Source organism: Rhodococcus huquni (assembly GCF_055231055.1).
In genome coordinates this window covers 32,316-49,177 of sequence record NZ_JBUYWE010000017.1, presented here as the reverse complement: position 1 = coordinate 49,177, position 16,862 = coordinate 32,316, and the positions used below count along the sequence as shown (strand labels likewise).

Below are 16,862 nucleotides of genomic sequence, written 5' to 3'. Positions count from 1 at the left end.
CCGGCCGGATCGCCCTGACCGGCCGGATCGCCCTGACCGGCCGGATCGCCCTGACCGGCCGGACAAACCTGATCGGCCCGACAAGCCTGATCGTCCGGACAAGCCTGATCGTCCGGACAAGCCTGATCGCCCTGATCGTCCGGACAAGCCAGATGCCCCGGACAAGCCGACGCCTCAGGCCCCCGACATCCCGCATATCCCGGAACCGGACGACAAGCCGTCCGCTCCGGGAGTGCCGCTTCCGCCTGCGGACAGTGATTCGGATCCGAGCGACTTTTCCGACGAGCCGGCGGAGCTTCCGTCGGCTCCTGGTGGCGGTGGCGCGCCCCCGCCGCCTCCCGCCGGGCCGGGTGGTGGAACCGGCGCGCCTCCTCCGGGTGCTCCGGCCCCGGCAGCACCCGCATCGCCCGGCGGTCCTGCAGCGCAGGGTCCTTCGGCACCACCACCGGTAGCTGCAGCACCACCGGCGGCTCCGGCTCCGGCAGCGCCCGCTCCTGCTCCGCCCGCTCCTGCTCCGCCCGCTCCTGCTCCGCCCGCTCCTGCTCCGCCCGCGGAGAGCGCCTCCGCCGCCACGAGTCCGCCGGACAATCCCGCGGCGATGCCGGTGGTCCACACCGAGCCGTTGCCGGTTGCTGCCACACTCGGTGGAGTCGGCGTGTTGTTCGTCTGTGCGGCCGGCGCAGGTGCTGCGAGCTTCCGTGGTGCCCGCGCACAACAGGCGAGGCTCGCGGCGGCACGCGCAGAATTCCTGGCACCTACATCGATGGGAGGTGCGTGAGTCGTGTCATCGAGGAGATCTCATCGACGCGTTGCAGCTGCGGTCGACGCAGTCCTCGACGCTGCCGTGGCAGCTGAGGCCGTCACGCTCGTCGACGTGGTGGAGTCCGTGGCCCATCAACGCCAGCGCGCAATCGAGCTCGAGTACTCCGAGGATCTCGCTGTGGGCGTGTGTGGCCAGCGGCGTGCCTACCCGGATCGCGACGTCATCGTGTTGGCGCCCAACCTGCCCGACACCGACCGAACACTTGCCCACGAACTGGGCCACGTGGTCTTTCGGCACGAAGGTGCAGAAGCAGCGGAAGCAACCTTGGAGGCGAGCGACGACCTGATCGCATACATGCTGAGTCAGCGGTCGCTGCGGAAGGCCGAGGATTCGGTTCCCGACGACATCGCCGAATGGGAAGCCGAGACTTTTGCTTCGATGATGATGATGCGATTGACGACATTGAAGGGACGAGGCGCACCGGTGTCAGTTCTCCGATACGACGAGGCGATCGGGTGATTGCCTGGTTTGTGGCATTGGTGGTGTGGATCGCCGCCGGCGCACGCATCGGACGTGTGCTCGCGCGCCACCCCACTTCACTGCGCAACGCGATGGTGGTGTCGGTGGTGAGCGCAGCAGTGGCGTCGACGGTGGTGATTCCACAGGTGTCGTCTGTCGTGGCGGAGATCGCGCCCGGTTCCGATCTCCCGCGCACCGTGGCCCTGCTGTCGTGGCTCTTCTGTTCCGCCGGCGGCGCCGTGGGAGCAATTGCAGTGTGGCCGTCGGTGTCTCGGCGCTGGATGCGACCGATGGCCTTGCTGACCTACGGGACGGCGGTCGTGGTCGGCGTCGCTGCGTGCCTCGACCTGGTGATACCGGCGTTCGTATTCATGACGGTGACGCTGGCGACTGTCGTCGGCACCGGACTCATGCATGTTGCCTGGGCGCCATTGGGGCGCGGAATCGCACTCATCGTCGGGGGCGCTGCACTGCTGTGGATCTCCGTAGTGGTCGCCCTGGCGGGGGAGCTGTCGGGCAATCACGATCAGCGATTGCACTCGGCGGCCGTGTATGCGGGGGCGGCCCTGTTGATCTCGATCGGTTCCGTCTGGGTTCTGGCCGAGATGTGGGTGCGGGCCCGAATGGATCTACGCCGCCTGCGACCGATGCACGACACGCTGATCGAGCGGTTCCCCGAGGTGATCGACGGTGTCGGTGGCGCCGGAACGACGGTGCTGCGAGCATCCGATTCTGTCGCGCAGGTCATGGACGCCATGTACGTGCAGGCCGGTGCGGGTCTGTTCGCGACTCGCGAGGATCCTCCGACGTCGTCACGCGATCACGCCCGAGTGGTGGCGAAATGGGTTCGGGACCCAGAGGGTAGTGCGGTGATCGACACTCGATGGATTGCTCCGCCGGAAGGTTGTTCGCCCCGCCGCTGGGCGTTGCAGATCGCGGACGAGTACAACACGGGTGGCCGGAAGACGGTGGCCCGGACGGCCTGAACGACGCTGGAGAACTAGCGCGATGCGTCGGGCGGAACTTCGGGGAGTCCCTCGCTCGACCGCAGCTTCTCGGCCATGGTGGTCAGAAGGCTCTGGGATTCTTCCGACAGATCGAACGCGCGGCTCGACAGCTTGCGAAGCCCGTACCCCTGGAGTTGGGAGAGCAGTTCCAGATCGTGATCGATCTTGGCCGCGTAGATGTCGTTGAAGAAGTAGTCCGCCTTGACCTTGAAGAAGCGCGCAAATGCGGCGACGGTCTCGTCGGAGGGGTTGGTGCGTTGACCGGATCGAAGTTGCGATATGTACGGCTTCGAAATCTGGTGCCCATCGCCTATTAGTGCCGACGCGACCTCTGCATTGGTGTGAGGCTTGCGGCCTGGAGGATGGACCGTGTCGAAGAGCTTGTTCAACCGCTCGGCAAAATCAGCCATGTGAGCCGCCGTGGTCCTCTCTCGTTGGCGCATCTGGAATGTGTTGAAAACCCTACCATCCAAATAACCGGTCAGTAGCTCGTGAAATGTCTGAAACCGACAGTCGTCCCGGTTGTCGACGAGTGGTGCACGGGGTCTGTTCAGCGATTGATACTTCGGCGCAATTGCTCCCCATTGAACTCGGTGGCGCACACGTGGACCGAGCGAGAATTTCATGTTCCGACAGCCGGGATTCGTCGCGCTCCAGTGGGGTGTGCGACCAATCTCACTCGGGATTGCCAAAAGTTAACTACGTCACTTCAACTCTGGAGTCCGTATACCAAAAGTTGGACATCTGTCCTGATCAGGCCCGCGCGTTGCGTTGCGTAATGCAACTTACAAAACGTCGCTCGATGCCCCCTCGGTCCTGTGCAGCTTACTCGTTGGTAAGGATGAAGGGGTAACGGGTCGCTCGATTCCGACGATGTGTATCGATCGGCCGGCGGTCGGTGCGAGGTTGTGGAATTCCGTATGGCGTCGGGCCTCCTGTCGTGGGGGACGGAGGTCTCGATGGGTGAGCCGAAGGGGTGGCTTGATGCGTCACTCTCGGCCATCATTGTGATATGGAACACAGAATGAGTGACGCCGAGTTGCGCAGGGCGATCAGGACCCTGCGGGACCGAGCCGACTATGCGAAGAAGCACGACGACCAAGGGGCCGTCACGACGATCGAGGAATCGATTCGGAAGTATCAGGAGGAGATGGGGCAGCGGTTGTGACCGTGAATCGGGCCGACTGCTCGAGGCTCTGACGAAGTCTCTGTTCCGTCCCGTCGCGACCGAGCGTGCGTAGACTGCCGGGCGCAAGGGCGATCTGCGGCGACGGGGTTCGGAGAGACGATGGCGATCAAGACGTTGGACGGTAAGAAGGCTCTGATCACTGGCGCCGGCAGCGGAATCGGGCATGCCACTGCCCTCGCTGCGGCGGCCGCAGGCGCAGAACTGTTCCTTACGGATGTGAACGAGGTCGGGCTCGCGGAGACGGTCGCAGAGGTCGGTGCGAACGGCGGGACGGTGAGCTTCTCGCGAGCGTTCGATGTGTCGGACTTCGACGAGGTCACTCGGTTCGCGACCGACGTGCACGGCCAGTTCGGCAGCATGGACGTGGTGATGAATGTCGCAGGCATCTCGGCGTGGGGGACGGTGGAGAACCTCGAGCATCGCCACTGGAAATCGATGGTCGACGTCAATCTCATGGGTCCGATTCACATCATCGAGAACTTCGTCCCGCCGATGGTTCGTGCCGGCCGCGGTGGACACCTGGTCAACGTGTCCTCTGCCGCGGGAATCCTCGCTCTTCCGTGGCATGCTGCGTACAGCGCCAGCAAGTTCGGCCTGCGCGGCGTTTCCGAGGTGCTCCGGTTCGACCTGAAGCGGCACGGGATCGGGGTCAGCCTCGTCGTTCCCGGCGCGGTCAAGACACCGTTGGTGGGAACCGTCGAGATCGCGGGCATCGACCGCGAGGATCCTCGCGTGAACAAGTTCGTGCACCGCTTCGAGAAGCGCGCCGTGTCACCCACCAAGGTCGCGAACAGCATTCTCGCCGGAATCTCGAAGAACCGCTACATGGTCTACACGTCCAACGACATTCGCTTCGGTTACTGGTGGGCACGTAAATTCGCGCCACCGTACGAGTTCGTCATGCAGAAGGCGAACGACCAGTTCAGCAAGTTCCTCTAGGCCGACTTCCGGTAGCGTCGCCGTATGCCGAAGCGTTTCACCACCACCATCGAACTGGATCACGACGTCGAGGCTGTGCACGCGGCACTCACGGACGAGGCCTACTGGCAGTACCGGTTGCGTGAGAGCGAGACCGCGCAGACTCGGATCGAGTCCTCGGGCCCGGGCGCGTTGTCCGTCTCGGTGACCGAAACGACGGACCCCGAGAAGTTTCCTGCCGTGGTGCGGGCCGTCGTGCGCGGTCCGATGAAGATCGAACGCAACGATTCCTGGGGTCCACTCGCGGCCGGCCGGGCCGCGGGGCGCTTCGGTGGGAGCACTACGGCGCTTCCCTTGACCATCGAGGGAACGTTCGTACTCCGCGGCGCCGATGCCGGCTCGGTGATCGACGTCGAGGGGGCCGTCACCGTCAAGATCCGCCTCGTCGGCGGGCAGATCGAGTCACTGGCGAAACAGATGGTGATGCAGATGGTCGAACGCGACGGCGGCGAGATTCACGCCTGGCTCACTCAGTGAGCTCCTGTGACAGCCTCACTCGGTGAGCTCCTGTGACAGCCTCACTCGGTGAGGTTCGTCCCGTAGCTCTACGTCCAGATTGCGGGCGCCCGGTCCGGCGGCTCCGAGTTTGTCGTGACTGTTCACGATCGTGCAGCTGCTCAGTGACAGACATCCGCAACCGATGCAGCCCGTGAGGTTGTCGCGCAGACGTACCAACTGCTCGATCCGGTCGTCGAGCTCCGAGTGCCACTCGGCGGACAATCGTGCCCAGTCCTTCCGGTTGGGTGTGCGTCCCTCCGGCAGCGTCGACAATGCGTGCCTGATCTCGGCGAGGGGGATCCCGACCCGTTGAGAAATGCGAACGAACGCGACGCGTCGCAGTGTGTCCCGTCGGTATCGGCGCTGATTGCCGCTCGTTCGTCGGCTCGAGATCAAACCTTCGCGCTCGTAGAAGTGCAGTGCGGACACCGCGACTCCGCTGCGTTCCGACAACTGGCCGGGCGTGAGTTCTTTCGCCGACCACTCGGGCATCTCCATGTACGCACCTCCCACTCGGATACCCGAACCATACTCGAGGTCCTGTCGTGTCGAACCGCGTACGTGGTGACCGAACGCCCTCCGCGCATTACCGTCGAGACATGAACGCAACGGGATCGGCCGCGATGGGGGCGAATTCCGAGGTGGGCACGCTCCGGGGCGTGTTGCTGCACAGGCCGGGGGACGAGCTCAAGCGACTCACTCCACGCAACAACGATCAGTTGCTGTTCGACGGGCTTCCGTGGGTCGATCGCGCGCAGGAGGAACACGATGCGTTCGCGGATCTCCTACGTGGCCGCGGGGTGGAGGTGATGTTGCTGTCCGATCTGCTCACCGAGGCGTTGACCGCGAGCGGGGCGGCACGCATGCAGGGGATCGGCGCTGCGGTCGACCCGCGAAAGCTCGGACACACCTTGGCGCACGAACTCACCTCGCACCTGCGCGCCGTCCCCGCCGCAGAGCTGTCCACGATCCTCACCGCCGGAATGACTTTCGACGAACTGCCCGTGGACGCCAGCTCCTCGTCGCTGGTCAGGCGCATGCACCACGGCGGCGACTTCGTCATCGATCCACTGCCCAATCTGCTCTTCACACGAGACTCGTCGTTCTGGATCGGACCGAGGGTGGCGATCACGTCGTTGGCGCTGCCCGCACGCGCTCGCGAGACGTCGCTGACCGACCTGATCTACGCCCATCACCCCACCTTTCGCGGTGTTCGACGTGCCTACGAATCGCACACCGCGCCGGTCGAGGGCGGCGATGTGGTGCTGCTCGCGCCCGGTGTGGTCGCGGTCGGTGTCGGCGAACGGACCACACCCGCAGGAGCGGAGGCGCTGGCTCGGAGCGTGTTCGAGGACGAGTTGGCGCACACCGTGCTCGTCGTTCCCATCGAGCAAGAGCGTGCATCGATGCACCTGGACACCGTGTGCACGATGGTCGATGTCGATGCGGTGGTGATGTATCCGGCGATCCAGGACACACTGTCCGCATTCACGATCCGCCGTGAGGACACGGGCGTGAGCATCAGCGGGGCGGATCCGTTTCTCGAGGCCGCAGCCGACGCGATGGGTATCGGAAAGCTCCGGGTCATCGACACGGGCCTCGACAACGTGACTGCCGAGCGTGAGCAGTGGGATGACGGCAACAACACGCTGGCATTGGCGCCCGGCGTGGTCGTTGCGTACGAGAGGAACGTGGAAACCAATGCCCGGCTGGAGGCGTCGGGCATCGAGGTGTTGCGGATCGCGGGCTCCGAACTGGGGTCGGGCCGCGGCGGGCCGCGTTGCATGTCGTGCCCGGTCGCCCGCGATCCGGTCTGACCGGCCTACGTGGTCAGAGGATTTCTTCGACCTTCTCCGCCGGGCGCGCCAGCACGGTGCCCTTGTCGGTCACCACGATCGGCCGTTCGATGAGGATCGGGTTGTCGACCATGGCCTCCAACAACTGATCCTCGGTGGCGTCGGCGAGGCCGAGGTCCTTGTACACGGATTCACGTGTGCGAATCGCCTGGCTCGGTTGAAGACCGGCGTCGTCCAGAAGCTTGCGCAAGCCGTCACGTGACGGTGGCGTCTCGAGGTATTTCACCACGGTCGGTTCGATGCCCGCCTCTTCGATCAGTCGAAGAACGGTGCGGGAAGTGTTGCAGCGCTGGTTGTGGTAGATCGTCGCGTTCTTGGCCATGCCCGTCATTGTGCACGTCCCGACCCCCCTCTTCGCTTAGCGTTGACGCAGAAGCGTGACGGAAGGGAGGGACCGTGCACCTGACGATCGATCAGAATTCGAGCGTTGCCCCGTTCGATCAGGTCCGATTGCAGATCATCGAGCAGGTTCGGTCCGGTGAGTTGATTGCCGGAACGAAGATCCCGACGGTGCGAGCGTTGGCGTCCACATTGAGCCTCGCTCCGAACACGGTCGCGAAGGCCTACCGAGAATTGGGCCGCGAGGGCGTCATCGAGACGCACGGCAAACAGGGGACGTTCATCGCGGCGGGTGGGGACCCCACGAGAACACATGCGGAACGCGCCGCGACTCAATATGTCCAAGAACTGCGAAATCTGGGAATCTCGGACGAAGATGTACTTGGGTTCGTTCGCTCCGCCCTCAGGGGAGCGGACTGACGGCAGGGAGCGGACTGACGATTCGACAGAAAGGACTCCGGTGGCATCCACACTGTTTCGCGATATTGCGATTCTCATCGCCAGAATCGGAATCGGAGTCGTTTTCGTGGCTCACGGGTGGCAGAAGTTCTTCGACTACGGGGTGAGCGCCACCCAGGCCTCGTTTCGTGACATGAACGTGCCGATGCCGAACGTGAGCGCCATCGCCGCGGCCGCGATCGAACTGGGCGGAGGTGTGGCGTTGATCGCCGGCCTGCTGACATCGATCGCCGGCTTCCTCCTGTTCCTCGACATGCTGGGTGCGTTCCTGATCGTTCACGTCGACAAGGGCGTCTTCGTCACCGAAGGAGGCTACGAACTGGTGGTGGCACTGGGTGCGGGTGCGTTGTTGCTCGCGGTATCGGGTGCCGGTCGTCTGGGAATCGACGGATTGATCGGGAGGGGCTCGGGATGGGGCAGAACTGCAGAGTAGAGGGGTGTGTGATGGGTCGCGATCCGGTGACGAGTCACGTCCTAGCTTGCTTTTGCGAACGAACTCGAGGAATGTGAAACACCATGGCGATGAACACTGACACTTCGGACCGCGATACCGCGGACGACGGATCGGGGTCTGCGCGCAGCAGTTTCACCCCGGTCGGTATCCGTACCGACTACGTGGTCTTCTCTGTAGCGGCGGTCGCCGTACTCGCAATCGTGGTCTGGGGCCTCGTCGCTCCCGATAATCTGAACTCGACGACCGGGTCGATGCTGGACTGGATCGTCACCGACCTCGGTTGGTTGTTCGTACTTTCGGCGACCGGATTCGTTCTCTTCTCCATCTGGCTCGCGCTCAGCCGGTTCGGCACGATCCCACTGGGCAAAGATGGCGAGAAGCCCGAGTTCCGGACCGTGAGCTGGATCGCGATGATGTTCAGCGCCGGCATGGGCATCGGACTGATGTTCTTCGGACTGTCCGAGCCGCTTGCGCACTTCGTCAACCCGCCTCCCGGGTCCGAAGGGGGCGTCAGCGCCGCAATGGCCACGACGATGTTCCACTGGAGCCTGCATCCGTGGGCCATGTACGCGGTGGTGGGCCTGTCGATCGCATACGGCTCGTACCGCAAGGGCCGCAAGCAGCTCTTCAGCTCGGCGTTCATTCCTCTGCTCGGCCGCCGTGCAGAAGGCCCGATCGGCAAGATCATCGACATTCTCGCGATCTTCGCGACCCTCTTCGGTACCGCGGCCTCGCTGGGGCTCGGTGCGCTGCAGATCGGTTCGGGTGTCGAGGTCGTCGGCTGGATGGGCGAGGTCAGCACCTTTCTCCTGGTCGCCGTCGTTGCGGTCCTGACGCTCGCGTTCGTGGCGTCCGCCGTGTCGGGTGTCGCGAAGGGCATCCAGTGGCTCTCGAACATCAACATGGTGTTGGCCCTGGTTCTCGCCGTCTTCGTGTTCGTCCTCGGGCCCACGGTGCTGATACTGAACCTGATCCCCACGACCATCGGCGCTTATGTCGCCGACCTCGCGCAGATGTCGGCGCGCACCGGCGCCTCCTCGAATCCGGAGACGAGCACCTGGCTCTCCTCGTGGACGATCTTCTACTGGGCTTGGTGGGTGTCGTGGACCCCGTTCGTCGGCATGTTCCTGGCACGTATCAGCAAGGGACGCACCATTCGCCAGTTCATCATCGGCGTGATCGCTGTTCCCAGCACGGTGAGCCTCGTGTGGTTCGCCATCTTCGGTGGCGCCGGAATCGGTGACCAGCGAGACGGCATCGACCTTGCATCGCGTGGCACCGAGGAAGCGCAGCTGTTCGGGATGCTCGACAACCTGCCGCTCGCCGGAATCACCACTGTTCTCGTGATGGCCCTGGTCGCGATCTTCTTCGTGTCCGGTGCGGATGCCGCATCGATGGTGATGGGTTCGCTGTCCCAGCGCGGAACGCTGGAGCCGCGACGTTGGGTGGTCGTGTTCTGGGGTGCCCTCACCGGTGGGGTCGCCGCGCTCATCCTCTGGACCGGTGGTTCGGACGCCCTGGACGGGCTGCAAACCATGACGATCATTGCGGCGGCGCCGTTCGTGTTCGTGATGATCGGGTTGTGTGTGGCGCTGTACAAGGACCTCTCACGTGACCCGCTCATGCTCGATGCCCGCGCGATGCGCCGCGAACTCAGGCGGATGGCCGCAAAACAGCGTCGGGAGAAGAGCCGAGAGAAGGCACCCACTCGCCGGTAGGTCCGGTCGAGCCGTCGTAGGATGGCTGACGATGTCCACTTTCACGCGCGTTCTCGCCGGTTTGTCGTCAGCCATCCTTTTCGGCTCCGTGGGGCTCACCAGCGGGGCCGCGGTCTCGGCCGCAGACCCACTGTCCGTTCCTGGGCTACCCGGATTCCCTGGTCAGCCGAGCGCGCAAGCGATGGTCGACAACGACATCTCCTTCGAGTCGGGCGGCCACACTTTTCACGGCACCTACCGCGGACCCGCAGGTCCAACTGCTGCGCCGCCGGCCGCCTCGGCGCTTCTGCTGCCGGGGAGCGGTCCCATCGATCGCAACGGCGCCGCCGGTCAGGAGTACCGCGCCGAGACGATTGCTCGGCTGGCAGATGCGCTGGCTGCCAAGGGTATTGCGACACTTCGATTCGACAAGTACGGAACCGGCATCACCGGAACGGACGGCCCGCCCGAGCAGGCTATGACCGACTACGGCTTCGAGCAGCAGATCGAGAACGCGAGTTCGGCGTTGGCGGAGCTGAAGAAGCTGAGCGGAACCGATCCGCAGCGCACCGCGATCCTCGGACACAGTGAGGGGTCGTTGACAGCCCTTGCCGTGAGCGAGCGGAACCCGGAGGCCGTAGGCGGACTCGGGCTGTTGCAACCGCTCGCAATGCGGTACCTCGATCTGATTCGGGCTCAGGTGCACGCCTACGTCGACAGAACTGTCGCGGCGGGGCAGATGGAGCCGGCCGAGGGTGACAAGGTGCGGTCCAGTCTCGAAGAAGCCATCGACTCGATGCGCACCAAAGGCGTCGTTCCCGACGATCTGCATCCGCTGCTTCCCGAGGTCGGGGTGTCGGCCGCAACGGCCCGGTTCTTCAGCGAGGCCGACCAATACGATCCGCGAGAACTTGCCGCGCAGCTACCCGGTTCCTCGCACACCCTGCTGAGTTGCTCGGACAAGGACCTGAACGTCAGCTGCGAACAGGTCGAAGGGCTTCGAACGAAGCTCGAACACACCGACCTCGACTTCGTCCATCTGACGACGTCCAATCACGGTCTCGGCGAGCTCGGCCCGGTGCCGCCCACGCAGTTCGACTCGGTGGCGCCGCTGCCGCTGTCGTTCGAATTCACCGGCACCCTGAACACGTGGGCGGACGGGCTGCTCGAACGTTGATCCGGACAGTCGCCACACAGTGTCACCACAATCGGGTGGCTGCACCGATCTTGCGGTCGAGTTCGGGAGCCAGCGTTCGGGTGTAGGTCGCCGACAGGTGATGCGAGTCGTGGTACACGAGCACATTGCCTTGGACGGCTCGACATATGACCGCGTCGCACACGGCGTCGCTCATGTCGATCGGGTGTACGAGTGGAAAGGCCGCTGCGGCGGTAGAGACCGGATCGACCGGGTCCAGTACGTAGTCCCGTGGCACCCCGCAGGAGTCGGCGTCGCCGCCATCGGCCAGGCAGTCCGGGGCGCCATAGGGAGAGCCGTCCTCGTGCAGCCAAGGGGTGTCGCGGATACCCAGCAACGGAATCCCCATCGCGCCGAGACGCTGCCACACTCCGAGATAGTCGTCCGGGGTGACGTCGCCCGCCCCGTTCTCGTTGGGACGTGAGGCGGTCGAGAACACCCAATCGGGGCGCTCGGCGCTGAGTCGGTCCAGGATTTCGGTGGACCATTGCCCGCACCCCGGGTACTCGGTGTCGTGGAGCATGGGCACTGGATTCACCGTGACCGGGCAGCCCATCTTGAGCAGGGTCTTGATCTTGATTCCGCGGTCCTTGCCGATCATGTCCAGCGCGGGAATCCAGTGCTCGGCGTGTGAGCTGCCGACGACGGCGATTGTGGTGTCGGCTTCCGGGTCGCCGTACGTGCACTCGATGACGTCGGTGCTCATGAGATCCGTTATGCACAGATCGGTGGTCGGCTGCGGAACGTCGTGTTCGGCTTCGAGCACTGTCGGACGCATGTCCGCGCTGGGCGCGAAGGTGCCGTCGGTGAGCGTGGCGGCGCCCGGGTACAGCCAGGGGTCGAGGTCGCCCACTCGGGCGGTGGTCTCGGGATTCTGCGCGAGGTACCACTTCCATGCCCCGGTCGCGCCGACGATGGCCACCCCGAGAATGCAGATCGCCGCGACGATGGTGCGGACCTGGAACCGGGGGAGCGACCCTGCATCGCCTTTCCCGGACATCGGTAGCTCGACCACCCGATACGTGATCCAGGCGAGAACCAGTGACACGCAGACCACGGTAAGTCCGCCCACCGCACCGACTGCGGGGCGCTCGCGCCAGGTGAGGTAGAAGATGAGGAGCGGCCAATGCCACAGGTACAGCGAGTACGCGATGGCACCCAGTTCGACGAACGGGCGGGTGGCAAGGGTCTGGACGATGCCCGGGCGGTCGCTGTGGGCGTCTGTGGAACCCGTACCCGCGAGGATCATCGCCAGGGTGGCGCCCACCGGAATCAGTGCGGCGGGACCGGGGTACGACGAACCACCGTCCACCACGAACCCGACCCCGACGACCACGACGATCCCGGCTACGGCAAGGGCCACCTTGATCGGCCTCGGTAGGACGACACGGTGGATCACCAGTGCCAGTCCTGCGCCGGCGAGCAATTCCCACAGACGTGCGAACGAGTCGTAATACGTCCACATCTGGTGTTCCTGCGAGCGGACGGCCGCGTACAGGAAGGACGAGACAAGTCCGACCACGATCACGGCGCCGATGATCGGCCGTACGAGCTGACGGCGATTGGTACGGCGGCACCACCACGCGACACCGGCAACGAGCGCGAGGGCGAGCAGGTAGTACTGCACCTGCACCGACATGGACCACAGGTGCTGCATCGGGCTGACCGATGCGTCAGCTGCCTGATAGTCGGCGGAGGTACGCGCCAACTCCCAGTTCTGGATGTGGAGTATCGACGAGATGACCTGATCTGCGAGGGCAGACCACTGCGTGAACGGTCTCTGGATCGCGGTGGCGAGCGTGGTGGCAGCCAACACGATGATCAGGGCCGGGAACAGGCGCCTTACCGTGCGCCGTACGACGGTGGGAATGGAAGGGCCCGATTCGGACTCTGCCCGTCGCAGCAGCATTCCGGTGAAGAAGAAGCCGGACAGTACGAGGAAGACGTCCACGCCACCGGACACCCGGCCGAACCAGACGTGATAGACGACGACCAGAGCGATCGCGACACCGCGCAACCCGTCGAGGTCGTAGCGATACGGAGTGGACGTGGCCGCGCCACGGTCGTCAGGTGAGAAGAGAGTCGTGTCCCCGCTCGTAGTCGATCGATCGGGTCTCACAAGTTCCGTTCCGTACGTATTGCGTTCCGACGCTGTCGGCTCTCCTCGTCAACGCCAGCTGGGTAACCACAGCTGGTTCTGCCATGTCTCCGGGGTGATCGGGATGGCCGTGAGGATCGGCCACAACCACACGAAATTGGCCACCACGAGCCCCACGTACAGGCACACCACCAACAAACCCGTTCCGCGTCGCTCGAACGATGCTCGCGCGCTTCCCAGAATGTCGCCGAGGGTCAACGCTATCGCCATTACCAGGAACGGCGCCAATGCCACTGCGTAGAAGTAGTACATCTGGCGATCGAGCGTGACCAACCACGGCAGGAACGCCGCGCCGTACCCCACGAGAACCGCACCGAACCGCCAGTCGCGTCGGACCAGTGCTTTCCACAGTGCCCACGCGAGGACAGGCAGCGCCAGCCACCACATCGCCGGGGTGCCGATCAGCATGATCGCCTTCACACACGACTGTGCGCTGCAGCCCGAGACGTTCCCGCCGTCGGCGAAGTAATAGAGCATCGGGCGAAGCCCCATGGGCCACGTCCACGGCTTCGACTCCCAGGGGTGATGATTGCCGGCCGAATTGGTCAGGCCGGAGTGGAACTCGAGAACGTTGCCGCTGTAGTACCAGAGCGACCGGAGGGCACTGGGAACGAAGGACCACGGCCCGCCCGAACCGACCTCCGTACCCACGACATGTCGGTTCACCCCGGTCTCGCTCGCGAACCAGGCCCAGTAGGTCCCCAGATAGACGAGCAGAGGAACGACCACCAACCCGTAGAGAGCGGGGCCGATGTCGCGGACCGCGGTGCCCAGCCACGGACGTGAGACGCCGTACGCCCGGCGAGTCGACACGTCGAACGCCACGCACAGGAGACCGAAGAACGCGATGAAGTAGACACCTGACCACTTGGTTCCGCAGGCCAGGCCCAGCATGATTCCCGCGCCGAACCGCCACCAGCGCACTCCGAGGCGCGGCCCCCACTCGGTGACGTGGATGCGGCCCTCCTCGTACACCCGCGCCATGCGTTCGCGGGTCTGATCGCGGTCGACGACGAGGCAGCCGAAGGCGGCGACCGCGAACAGGGCCAGGAAGATGTCCAGCATCCCCACCCGCGAGGACACGAAGATCACACCGTCGGCGATGACGAGGATGCCCGCGAAGCCACCGATGAGAGTGGAGCGGCTCAGACGCCGGACGATTCGAATGACGAGAAGCACGATGATCGTTCCGGCCACGGCGGAAGCGAAACGCCAACCCCAGCCGTTGTACCCGAAGATCGCCTCGCCCATCGCGATCAGTTGTTTACCGACAGGCGGGTGCACCACCAGGCCGTAACCCGGGTTGTCCTCGAGCCACACCCCACCGGTCAAGACCTGCCAACCCTGTGGGGCGTAGTGCTTTTCGTCGAAGATCGGAGTGCCGGCATCGGTCGGGTAGCCGAGCATCACGAACCGGGTCACGGCCGCGATCGTGGTGAGGAAGAGGGTGACGACCCAACCGCGAAAACGGTCGGTCGGTCCGAAGTCGGGTGCCGGCACCAACGGTGCAGGACTGACCTTCGTAGGGGGCTGTGCCGAGGGCGCAGGGTGCTCGTCGGTCAGCGTGCTCACCCCGTAATCGTAGGCTGTGGGACATGACTGGTCGTCTGGTGCTCGCCGCAACGCCTATGGGGGATGTCGGTGACGCGTCGCCGCGGCTGCGTTCCGCACTCGAAACTGCGGATGTGGTGGCCGCCGAAGACACCAGAAGGACGAAGTCTCTGGCGTCCGCACTCGAGGTGAGTATCGGCGGTCGTGTCGTCAGCTTCTACGACCAGGTCGAGGTATCGCGGCTGCCGGGGTTGGTGGCGGACGTGTCGGCGGGAAAGACCGTGTTGCTGGTGACGGACGCGGGAATGCCGTCCGTGAGCGATCCCGGATACCGACTGGTTGCGGCGTGCGTGGCCGAGGGTCTGGCGGTGACGTGCCTGCCCGGGCCTTCTGCGGTGACCACCGCCCTCGCGCTCTCCGGACTCCCCGTCGAGCGGTTCTGTTTCGACGGGTTCCCGCCGCGCAAGCAGGGGCAACGGAAGACCTGGCTGCAGGCGTTGGTCGCGGAGGAACGTGCGTGTGTGTTCTTCGAGGCGCCGCACCGTCTGGTCGACTGCCTTGCCGACGCAGTCGAGGTGCTCGGAGGCGATCGCAGAGCCGCTGTGTGCCGGGAACTGACCAAGACGTACGAAGAGGTTCGTCGCGGAACGCTCGCCGAACTCGCGGAGTGGGCGGCTGACGGTGTCCGGGGCGAGATCACGGTCGTTCTCGAGGGTGCGACCCGTAAGGCGGCGGATCCGGCAGATCTCGTGGACGACGTGGAACGGTTGGTGGAGGGCGGTACCCGGCTCAAGGACGCCTGCGCTTTCGTCGCAACCCCCGGGGTGTCGAAGCGCGAGCTCTACGAGACCGTTCTGGCGGCACGGCGCGACTGAACCGGGTACCGAGGTCACCACCCGTCAGCTGCTGATCCGGGATCGCTGGTCGGGCGTGAGGGTGGCGTTCTCTGCTGCCGCCCGGCCCGCATGCCATCCGTCCGCGTCGACGGAACGTCCGCGGGACTTCTTGGTTCGGGGAAACAACCGCTCGAACTCGTCGTCCACCGCCTCGGAGGTGGACGCGAGGATCGGGAGGAGGTCGTCCACGTCGATGTGGGCGGCGTCGGCGGCCTCCACGGTGGCGCGAGTGTCGGCGTCCCGAAGCCGCTGACCGATCCTGCCGGCGTAGCCCGCGAGGAAACCCTTTCGGAACGACGTGGTGCGCGAGCCGCTGCGTCCGGCGGCGTCCGCGAATTGCATCGCACGCGTCGCCTGGACGAGCAACGAGGTGAACAGAAGATCGACTTGCTGCAGATCGACAGGAGTCCCGACGACGGTGGCGATGGCGACCTTGTCGAACCAGACGGTACGCACTCGATTGGGTTCGCCGATCTCGGTGAGAAGGTGAACCTTCTCCTTGACGTAGGGGTTCTCGAGGTGAACCCGTCGGCTGGTCACGGCGGTGGAGCCGTTTCCGGTACGCGCAGAGAGGAGGGCCGTGTCGATCGCGTACCGCGTCATCAACTCCTGTGCCTTCGCCGTGAACGTCTCTGCTTCCTCGGCGAACTCGGTTGCCTCCGCCTTGGCGAGCAACCCTCGAATCTTGTTGCCGATCTTTCCGTCCAGAAGAACGTCACGGTGGTCTGCTGCGAGACGATGGCCGAGCCACTCGGACGGCGGGGGAGTGAGCATCGACCACGCAGGCAGGCCGGACCAGATCGAGGTGAGATCCGTGATCTGGTACATCGAGTGATACGGATCGGAGAAGAGTAATCCTGCCGTGAGAGCCCGGATCTCGTCCGTCGAATCACCGGCTCGCTCCGCGATCACCGCGCTGGCGGGGTACTGCTCGGCGATCGTCTCGAGCTGCCGAAGCCAGGATTGCGGCGCCCTCTCGCCCGCTCCGCCGATTCGTGACTCGTGGAGGATCACCGTGGACGCGAGACTCGCTTCCGACGGCTCCTTCGAGCGTCGACTCAGATGAACCAGATCTGACGGTTGCCATCCTCGCTCGTAGCCTTCGCGAAGTTCGTGCACCAGGCGCTGAACCGCCTCGGTCGCCTGCGCGCTCACCTCTTCTTCGAACACACCCGCGCCCCTCTCTCGTCCCGTTTCCGATCGAAAGTATGTTCTATTCGCCGTCATGGCGGCAAGTGTGCACCCGGGTGCCGACACCCGCGATCGCCAGTGGTGTCCGGCGTCCGTGATCTGCCACACCCGG

17 protein-coding genes and 1 pseudogene are annotated in these 16,862 nt (G+C 64.8%); 12 read left to right on the top strand and 6 right to left on the bottom strand.

The annotated features are described in order from the left end of the window. The 3 genes and pseudogenes from ACZI8R_RS20520 to ACZI8R_RS20510 form a co-directional block, all read left to right on the top strand. A pseudogene (locus ACZI8R_RS20520) lies at nt 1-778 on the top strand (hypothetical protein); the annotation flags it as partial. 3 nt (nt 779-781) lie between these two features. Next, the gene (locus tag ACZI8R_RS20515; RefSeq protein ID WP_463379998.1) at nt 782-1,282 is read left to right on the top strand and encodes an ImmA/IrrE family metallo-endopeptidase; all 501 of its coding nucleotides are present in this window, start codon (nt 782-784) and stop codon (nt 1,280-1,282) included. Beyond that, nucleotides 1,279-2,268 (top strand): hypothetical protein, encoded by a 990-nt coding sequence (locus tag ACZI8R_RS20510; protein WP_463379997.1) that lies wholly within the window; start codon nt 1,279-1,281, stop codon nt 2,266-2,268. The genes ACZI8R_RS20515 and ACZI8R_RS20510 overlap by 4 nt, the downstream gene beginning before the upstream one ends. Before the next feature lie 14 nt (nt 2,269-2,282). On the opposite strand, the gene ACZI8R_RS20505 is transcribed toward ACZI8R_RS20510, so the two are convergent. Continuing rightward, the gene (locus ACZI8R_RS20505) at nt 2,283-2,699 is read right to left on the bottom strand and encodes a helix-turn-helix domain-containing protein (RefSeq protein WP_463379996.1); all 417 of its coding nucleotides are present in this window, start codon (nt 2,697-2,699) and stop codon (nt 2,283-2,285) included. A gap of 614 nt (nt 2,700-3,313) precedes the next feature. On the opposite strand from ACZI8R_RS20505, the gene ACZI8R_RS20500 reads away from it, so the two are divergent. The 3 genes from ACZI8R_RS20500 to ACZI8R_RS20490 all read left to right on the top strand — a co-directional run bounded on the left by ACZI8R_RS20500 (nt 3,314) and on the right by ACZI8R_RS20490 (nt 4,933). Beyond that, a complete protein-coding gene (locus ACZI8R_RS20500) occupies nt 3,314-3,457 on the top strand; it encodes a hypothetical protein (protein ID WP_463379995.1) in 144 nt (47 codons plus the stop codon). Between the two features lie 120 nt (nt 3,458-3,577). Then, complete coding sequence (locus ACZI8R_RS20495; protein WP_463379994.1) at nt 3,578-4,417, top strand: SDR family oxidoreductase; 840 nt, start codon at nt 3,578-3,580, stop codon at nt 4,415-4,417. A gap of 24 nt (nt 4,418-4,441) precedes the next feature. After that, nucleotides 4,442-4,933: a DUF2505 domain-containing protein gene (locus ACZI8R_RS20490; RefSeq protein ID WP_463379993.1), complete on the top strand. Its 492-nt coding sequence runs from the start codon at nt 4,442-4,444 to the stop codon at nt 4,931-4,933. 15 nt (nt 4,934-4,948) lie between these two features. On the opposite strand, the gene soxR is transcribed toward ACZI8R_RS20490, so the two are convergent. Beyond that, on the bottom strand, nt 4,949-5,452 hold the full coding sequence (gene soxR / locus ACZI8R_RS20485) for a redox-sensitive transcriptional activator SoxR (RefSeq protein ID WP_463379992.1): 504 nt from the start codon (nt 5,450-5,452) through the stop codon (nt 4,949-4,951). A gap of 101 nt (nt 5,453-5,553) precedes the next feature. Here soxR and arcA point away from each other — a divergent pair, with 101 nt between their 5' ends. Continuing rightward, a complete protein-coding gene (arcA, locus tag ACZI8R_RS20480) occupies nt 5,554-6,771 on the top strand; it encodes an arginine deiminase (protein ID WP_463379991.1) in 1,218 nt (405 codons plus the stop codon). Nucleotides 6,772-6,784: 13 nt separating this feature from the next. Here arcA and arsC read toward each other — a convergent pair whose 3' ends face one another. Next, on the bottom strand, nt 6,785-7,141 hold the full coding sequence (gene arsC, locus ACZI8R_RS20475; protein WP_463379990.1) for an arsenate reductase (glutaredoxin): 357 nt from the start codon (nt 7,139-7,141) through the stop codon (nt 6,785-6,787). Between the two features lie 65 nt (nt 7,142-7,206). Between arsC and ACZI8R_RS20470 the strand changes: the two genes are divergently transcribed. From ACZI8R_RS20470 to ACZI8R_RS20455, 4 genes are all read left to right on the top strand, one after another. Beyond that, nucleotides 7,207-7,569: a GntR family transcriptional regulator gene (locus ACZI8R_RS20470; RefSeq protein ID WP_463379989.1), complete on the top strand. Its 363-nt coding sequence runs from the start codon at nt 7,207-7,209 to the stop codon at nt 7,567-7,569. 40 nt (nt 7,570-7,609) lie between these two features. Next, nucleotides 7,610-8,041 (top strand): DoxX family protein, encoded by a 432-nt coding sequence (locus ACZI8R_RS20465; RefSeq protein WP_463379988.1) that lies wholly within the window; start codon nt 7,610-7,612, stop codon nt 8,039-8,041. An 83-nt stretch (nt 8,042-8,124) separates the two neighbouring features. After that, complete coding sequence (locus ACZI8R_RS20460) at nt 8,125-9,780, top strand: BCCT family transporter (protein ID WP_463379987.1); 1,656 nt, start codon at nt 8,125-8,127, stop codon at nt 9,778-9,780. A 31-nt stretch (nt 9,781-9,811) separates the two neighbouring features. Continuing rightward, nucleotides 9,812-10,936, top strand: coding sequence for a serine aminopeptidase domain-containing protein (locus ACZI8R_RS20455; RefSeq protein WP_463379986.1), 1,125 nt, complete (start codon nt 9,812-9,814; stop codon nt 10,934-10,936). A gap of 22 nt (nt 10,937-10,958) precedes the next feature. Here the strand turns inward: ACZI8R_RS20455 and ACZI8R_RS20450 are convergent, their stop codons facing one another. Next, complete coding sequence (locus ACZI8R_RS20450) at nt 10,959-13,073, bottom strand: acyltransferase family protein (protein ID WP_463379985.1); 2,115 nt, start codon at nt 13,071-13,073, stop codon at nt 10,959-10,961. A gap of 48 nt (nt 13,074-13,121) precedes the next feature. Further along, the gene (locus ACZI8R_RS20445) at nt 13,122-14,684 is read right to left on the bottom strand and encodes a dolichyl-phosphate-mannose--protein mannosyltransferase (RefSeq protein ID WP_463379984.1); all 1,563 of its coding nucleotides are present in this window, start codon (nt 14,682-14,684) and stop codon (nt 13,122-13,124) included. A 23-nt stretch (nt 14,685-14,707) separates the two neighbouring features. On the opposite strand from ACZI8R_RS20445, the gene rsmI reads away from it, so the two are divergent. Beyond that, complete coding sequence (gene rsmI, locus ACZI8R_RS20440; protein ID WP_463379983.1) at nt 14,708-15,538, top strand: 16S rRNA (cytidine(1402)-2'-O)-methyltransferase; 831 nt, start codon at nt 14,708-14,710, stop codon at nt 15,536-15,538. 24 nt (nt 15,539-15,562) lie between these two features. On the opposite strand, the gene ACZI8R_RS20435 is transcribed toward rsmI, so the two are convergent. Next, the gene (locus ACZI8R_RS20435; RefSeq protein ID WP_463379982.1) at nt 15,563-16,786 is read right to left on the bottom strand and encodes a DUF2786 domain-containing protein; all 1,224 of its coding nucleotides are present in this window, start codon (nt 16,784-16,786) and stop codon (nt 15,563-15,565) included. Nucleotides 16,787-16,862: the final 76 nt, after the last annotated feature.

Coding starts and splice junctions, on each gene's coding strand:
- ACZI8R_RS20505 (WP_463379996.1), bottom strand. CDS start 2,699: ATGGCTGATTTTGCCGAGCGGTTGAACAAGCTCTTCGACACGGTCCAT.
- ACZI8R_RS20500 (WP_463379995.1), top strand. CDS start 3,314: ATGAGTGACGCCGAGTTGCGCAGGGCGATCAGGACCCTGCGGGACCGA.
- ACZI8R_RS20495 (WP_463379994.1), top strand. CDS start 3,578: ATGGCGATCAAGACGTTGGACGGTAAGAAGGCTCTGATCACTGGCGCC.
- ACZI8R_RS20490 (WP_463379993.1), top strand. CDS start 4,442: ATGCCGAAGCGTTTCACCACCACCATCGAACTGGATCACGACGTCGAG.
- soxR (WP_463379992.1), bottom strand. CDS start 5,452: ATGGAGATGCCCGAGTGGTCGGCGAAAGAACTCACGCCCGGCCAGTTG.
- arcA (WP_463379991.1), top strand. CDS start 5,554: ATGAACGCAACGGGATCGGCCGCGATGGGGGCGAATTCCGAGGTGGGC.
- arsC (WP_463379990.1), bottom strand. CDS start 7,141: ATGACGGGCATGGCCAAGAACGCGACGATCTACCACAACCAGCGCTGC.
- ACZI8R_RS20460 (WP_463379987.1), top strand. CDS start 8,125: ATGGCGATGAACACTGACACTTCGGACCGCGATACCGCGGACGACGGA.
- ACZI8R_RS20455 (WP_463379986.1), top strand. CDS start 9,812: ATGTCCACTTTCACGCGCGTTCTCGCCGGTTTGTCGTCAGCCATCCTT.
- rsmI (WP_463379983.1), top strand. CDS start 14,708: ATGACTGGTCGTCTGGTGCTCGCCGCAACGCCTATGGGGGATGTCGGT.
- ACZI8R_RS20435 (WP_463379982.1), bottom strand. CDS start 16,786: ATGACGGCGAATAGAACATACTTTCGATCGGAAACGGGACGAGAGAGG.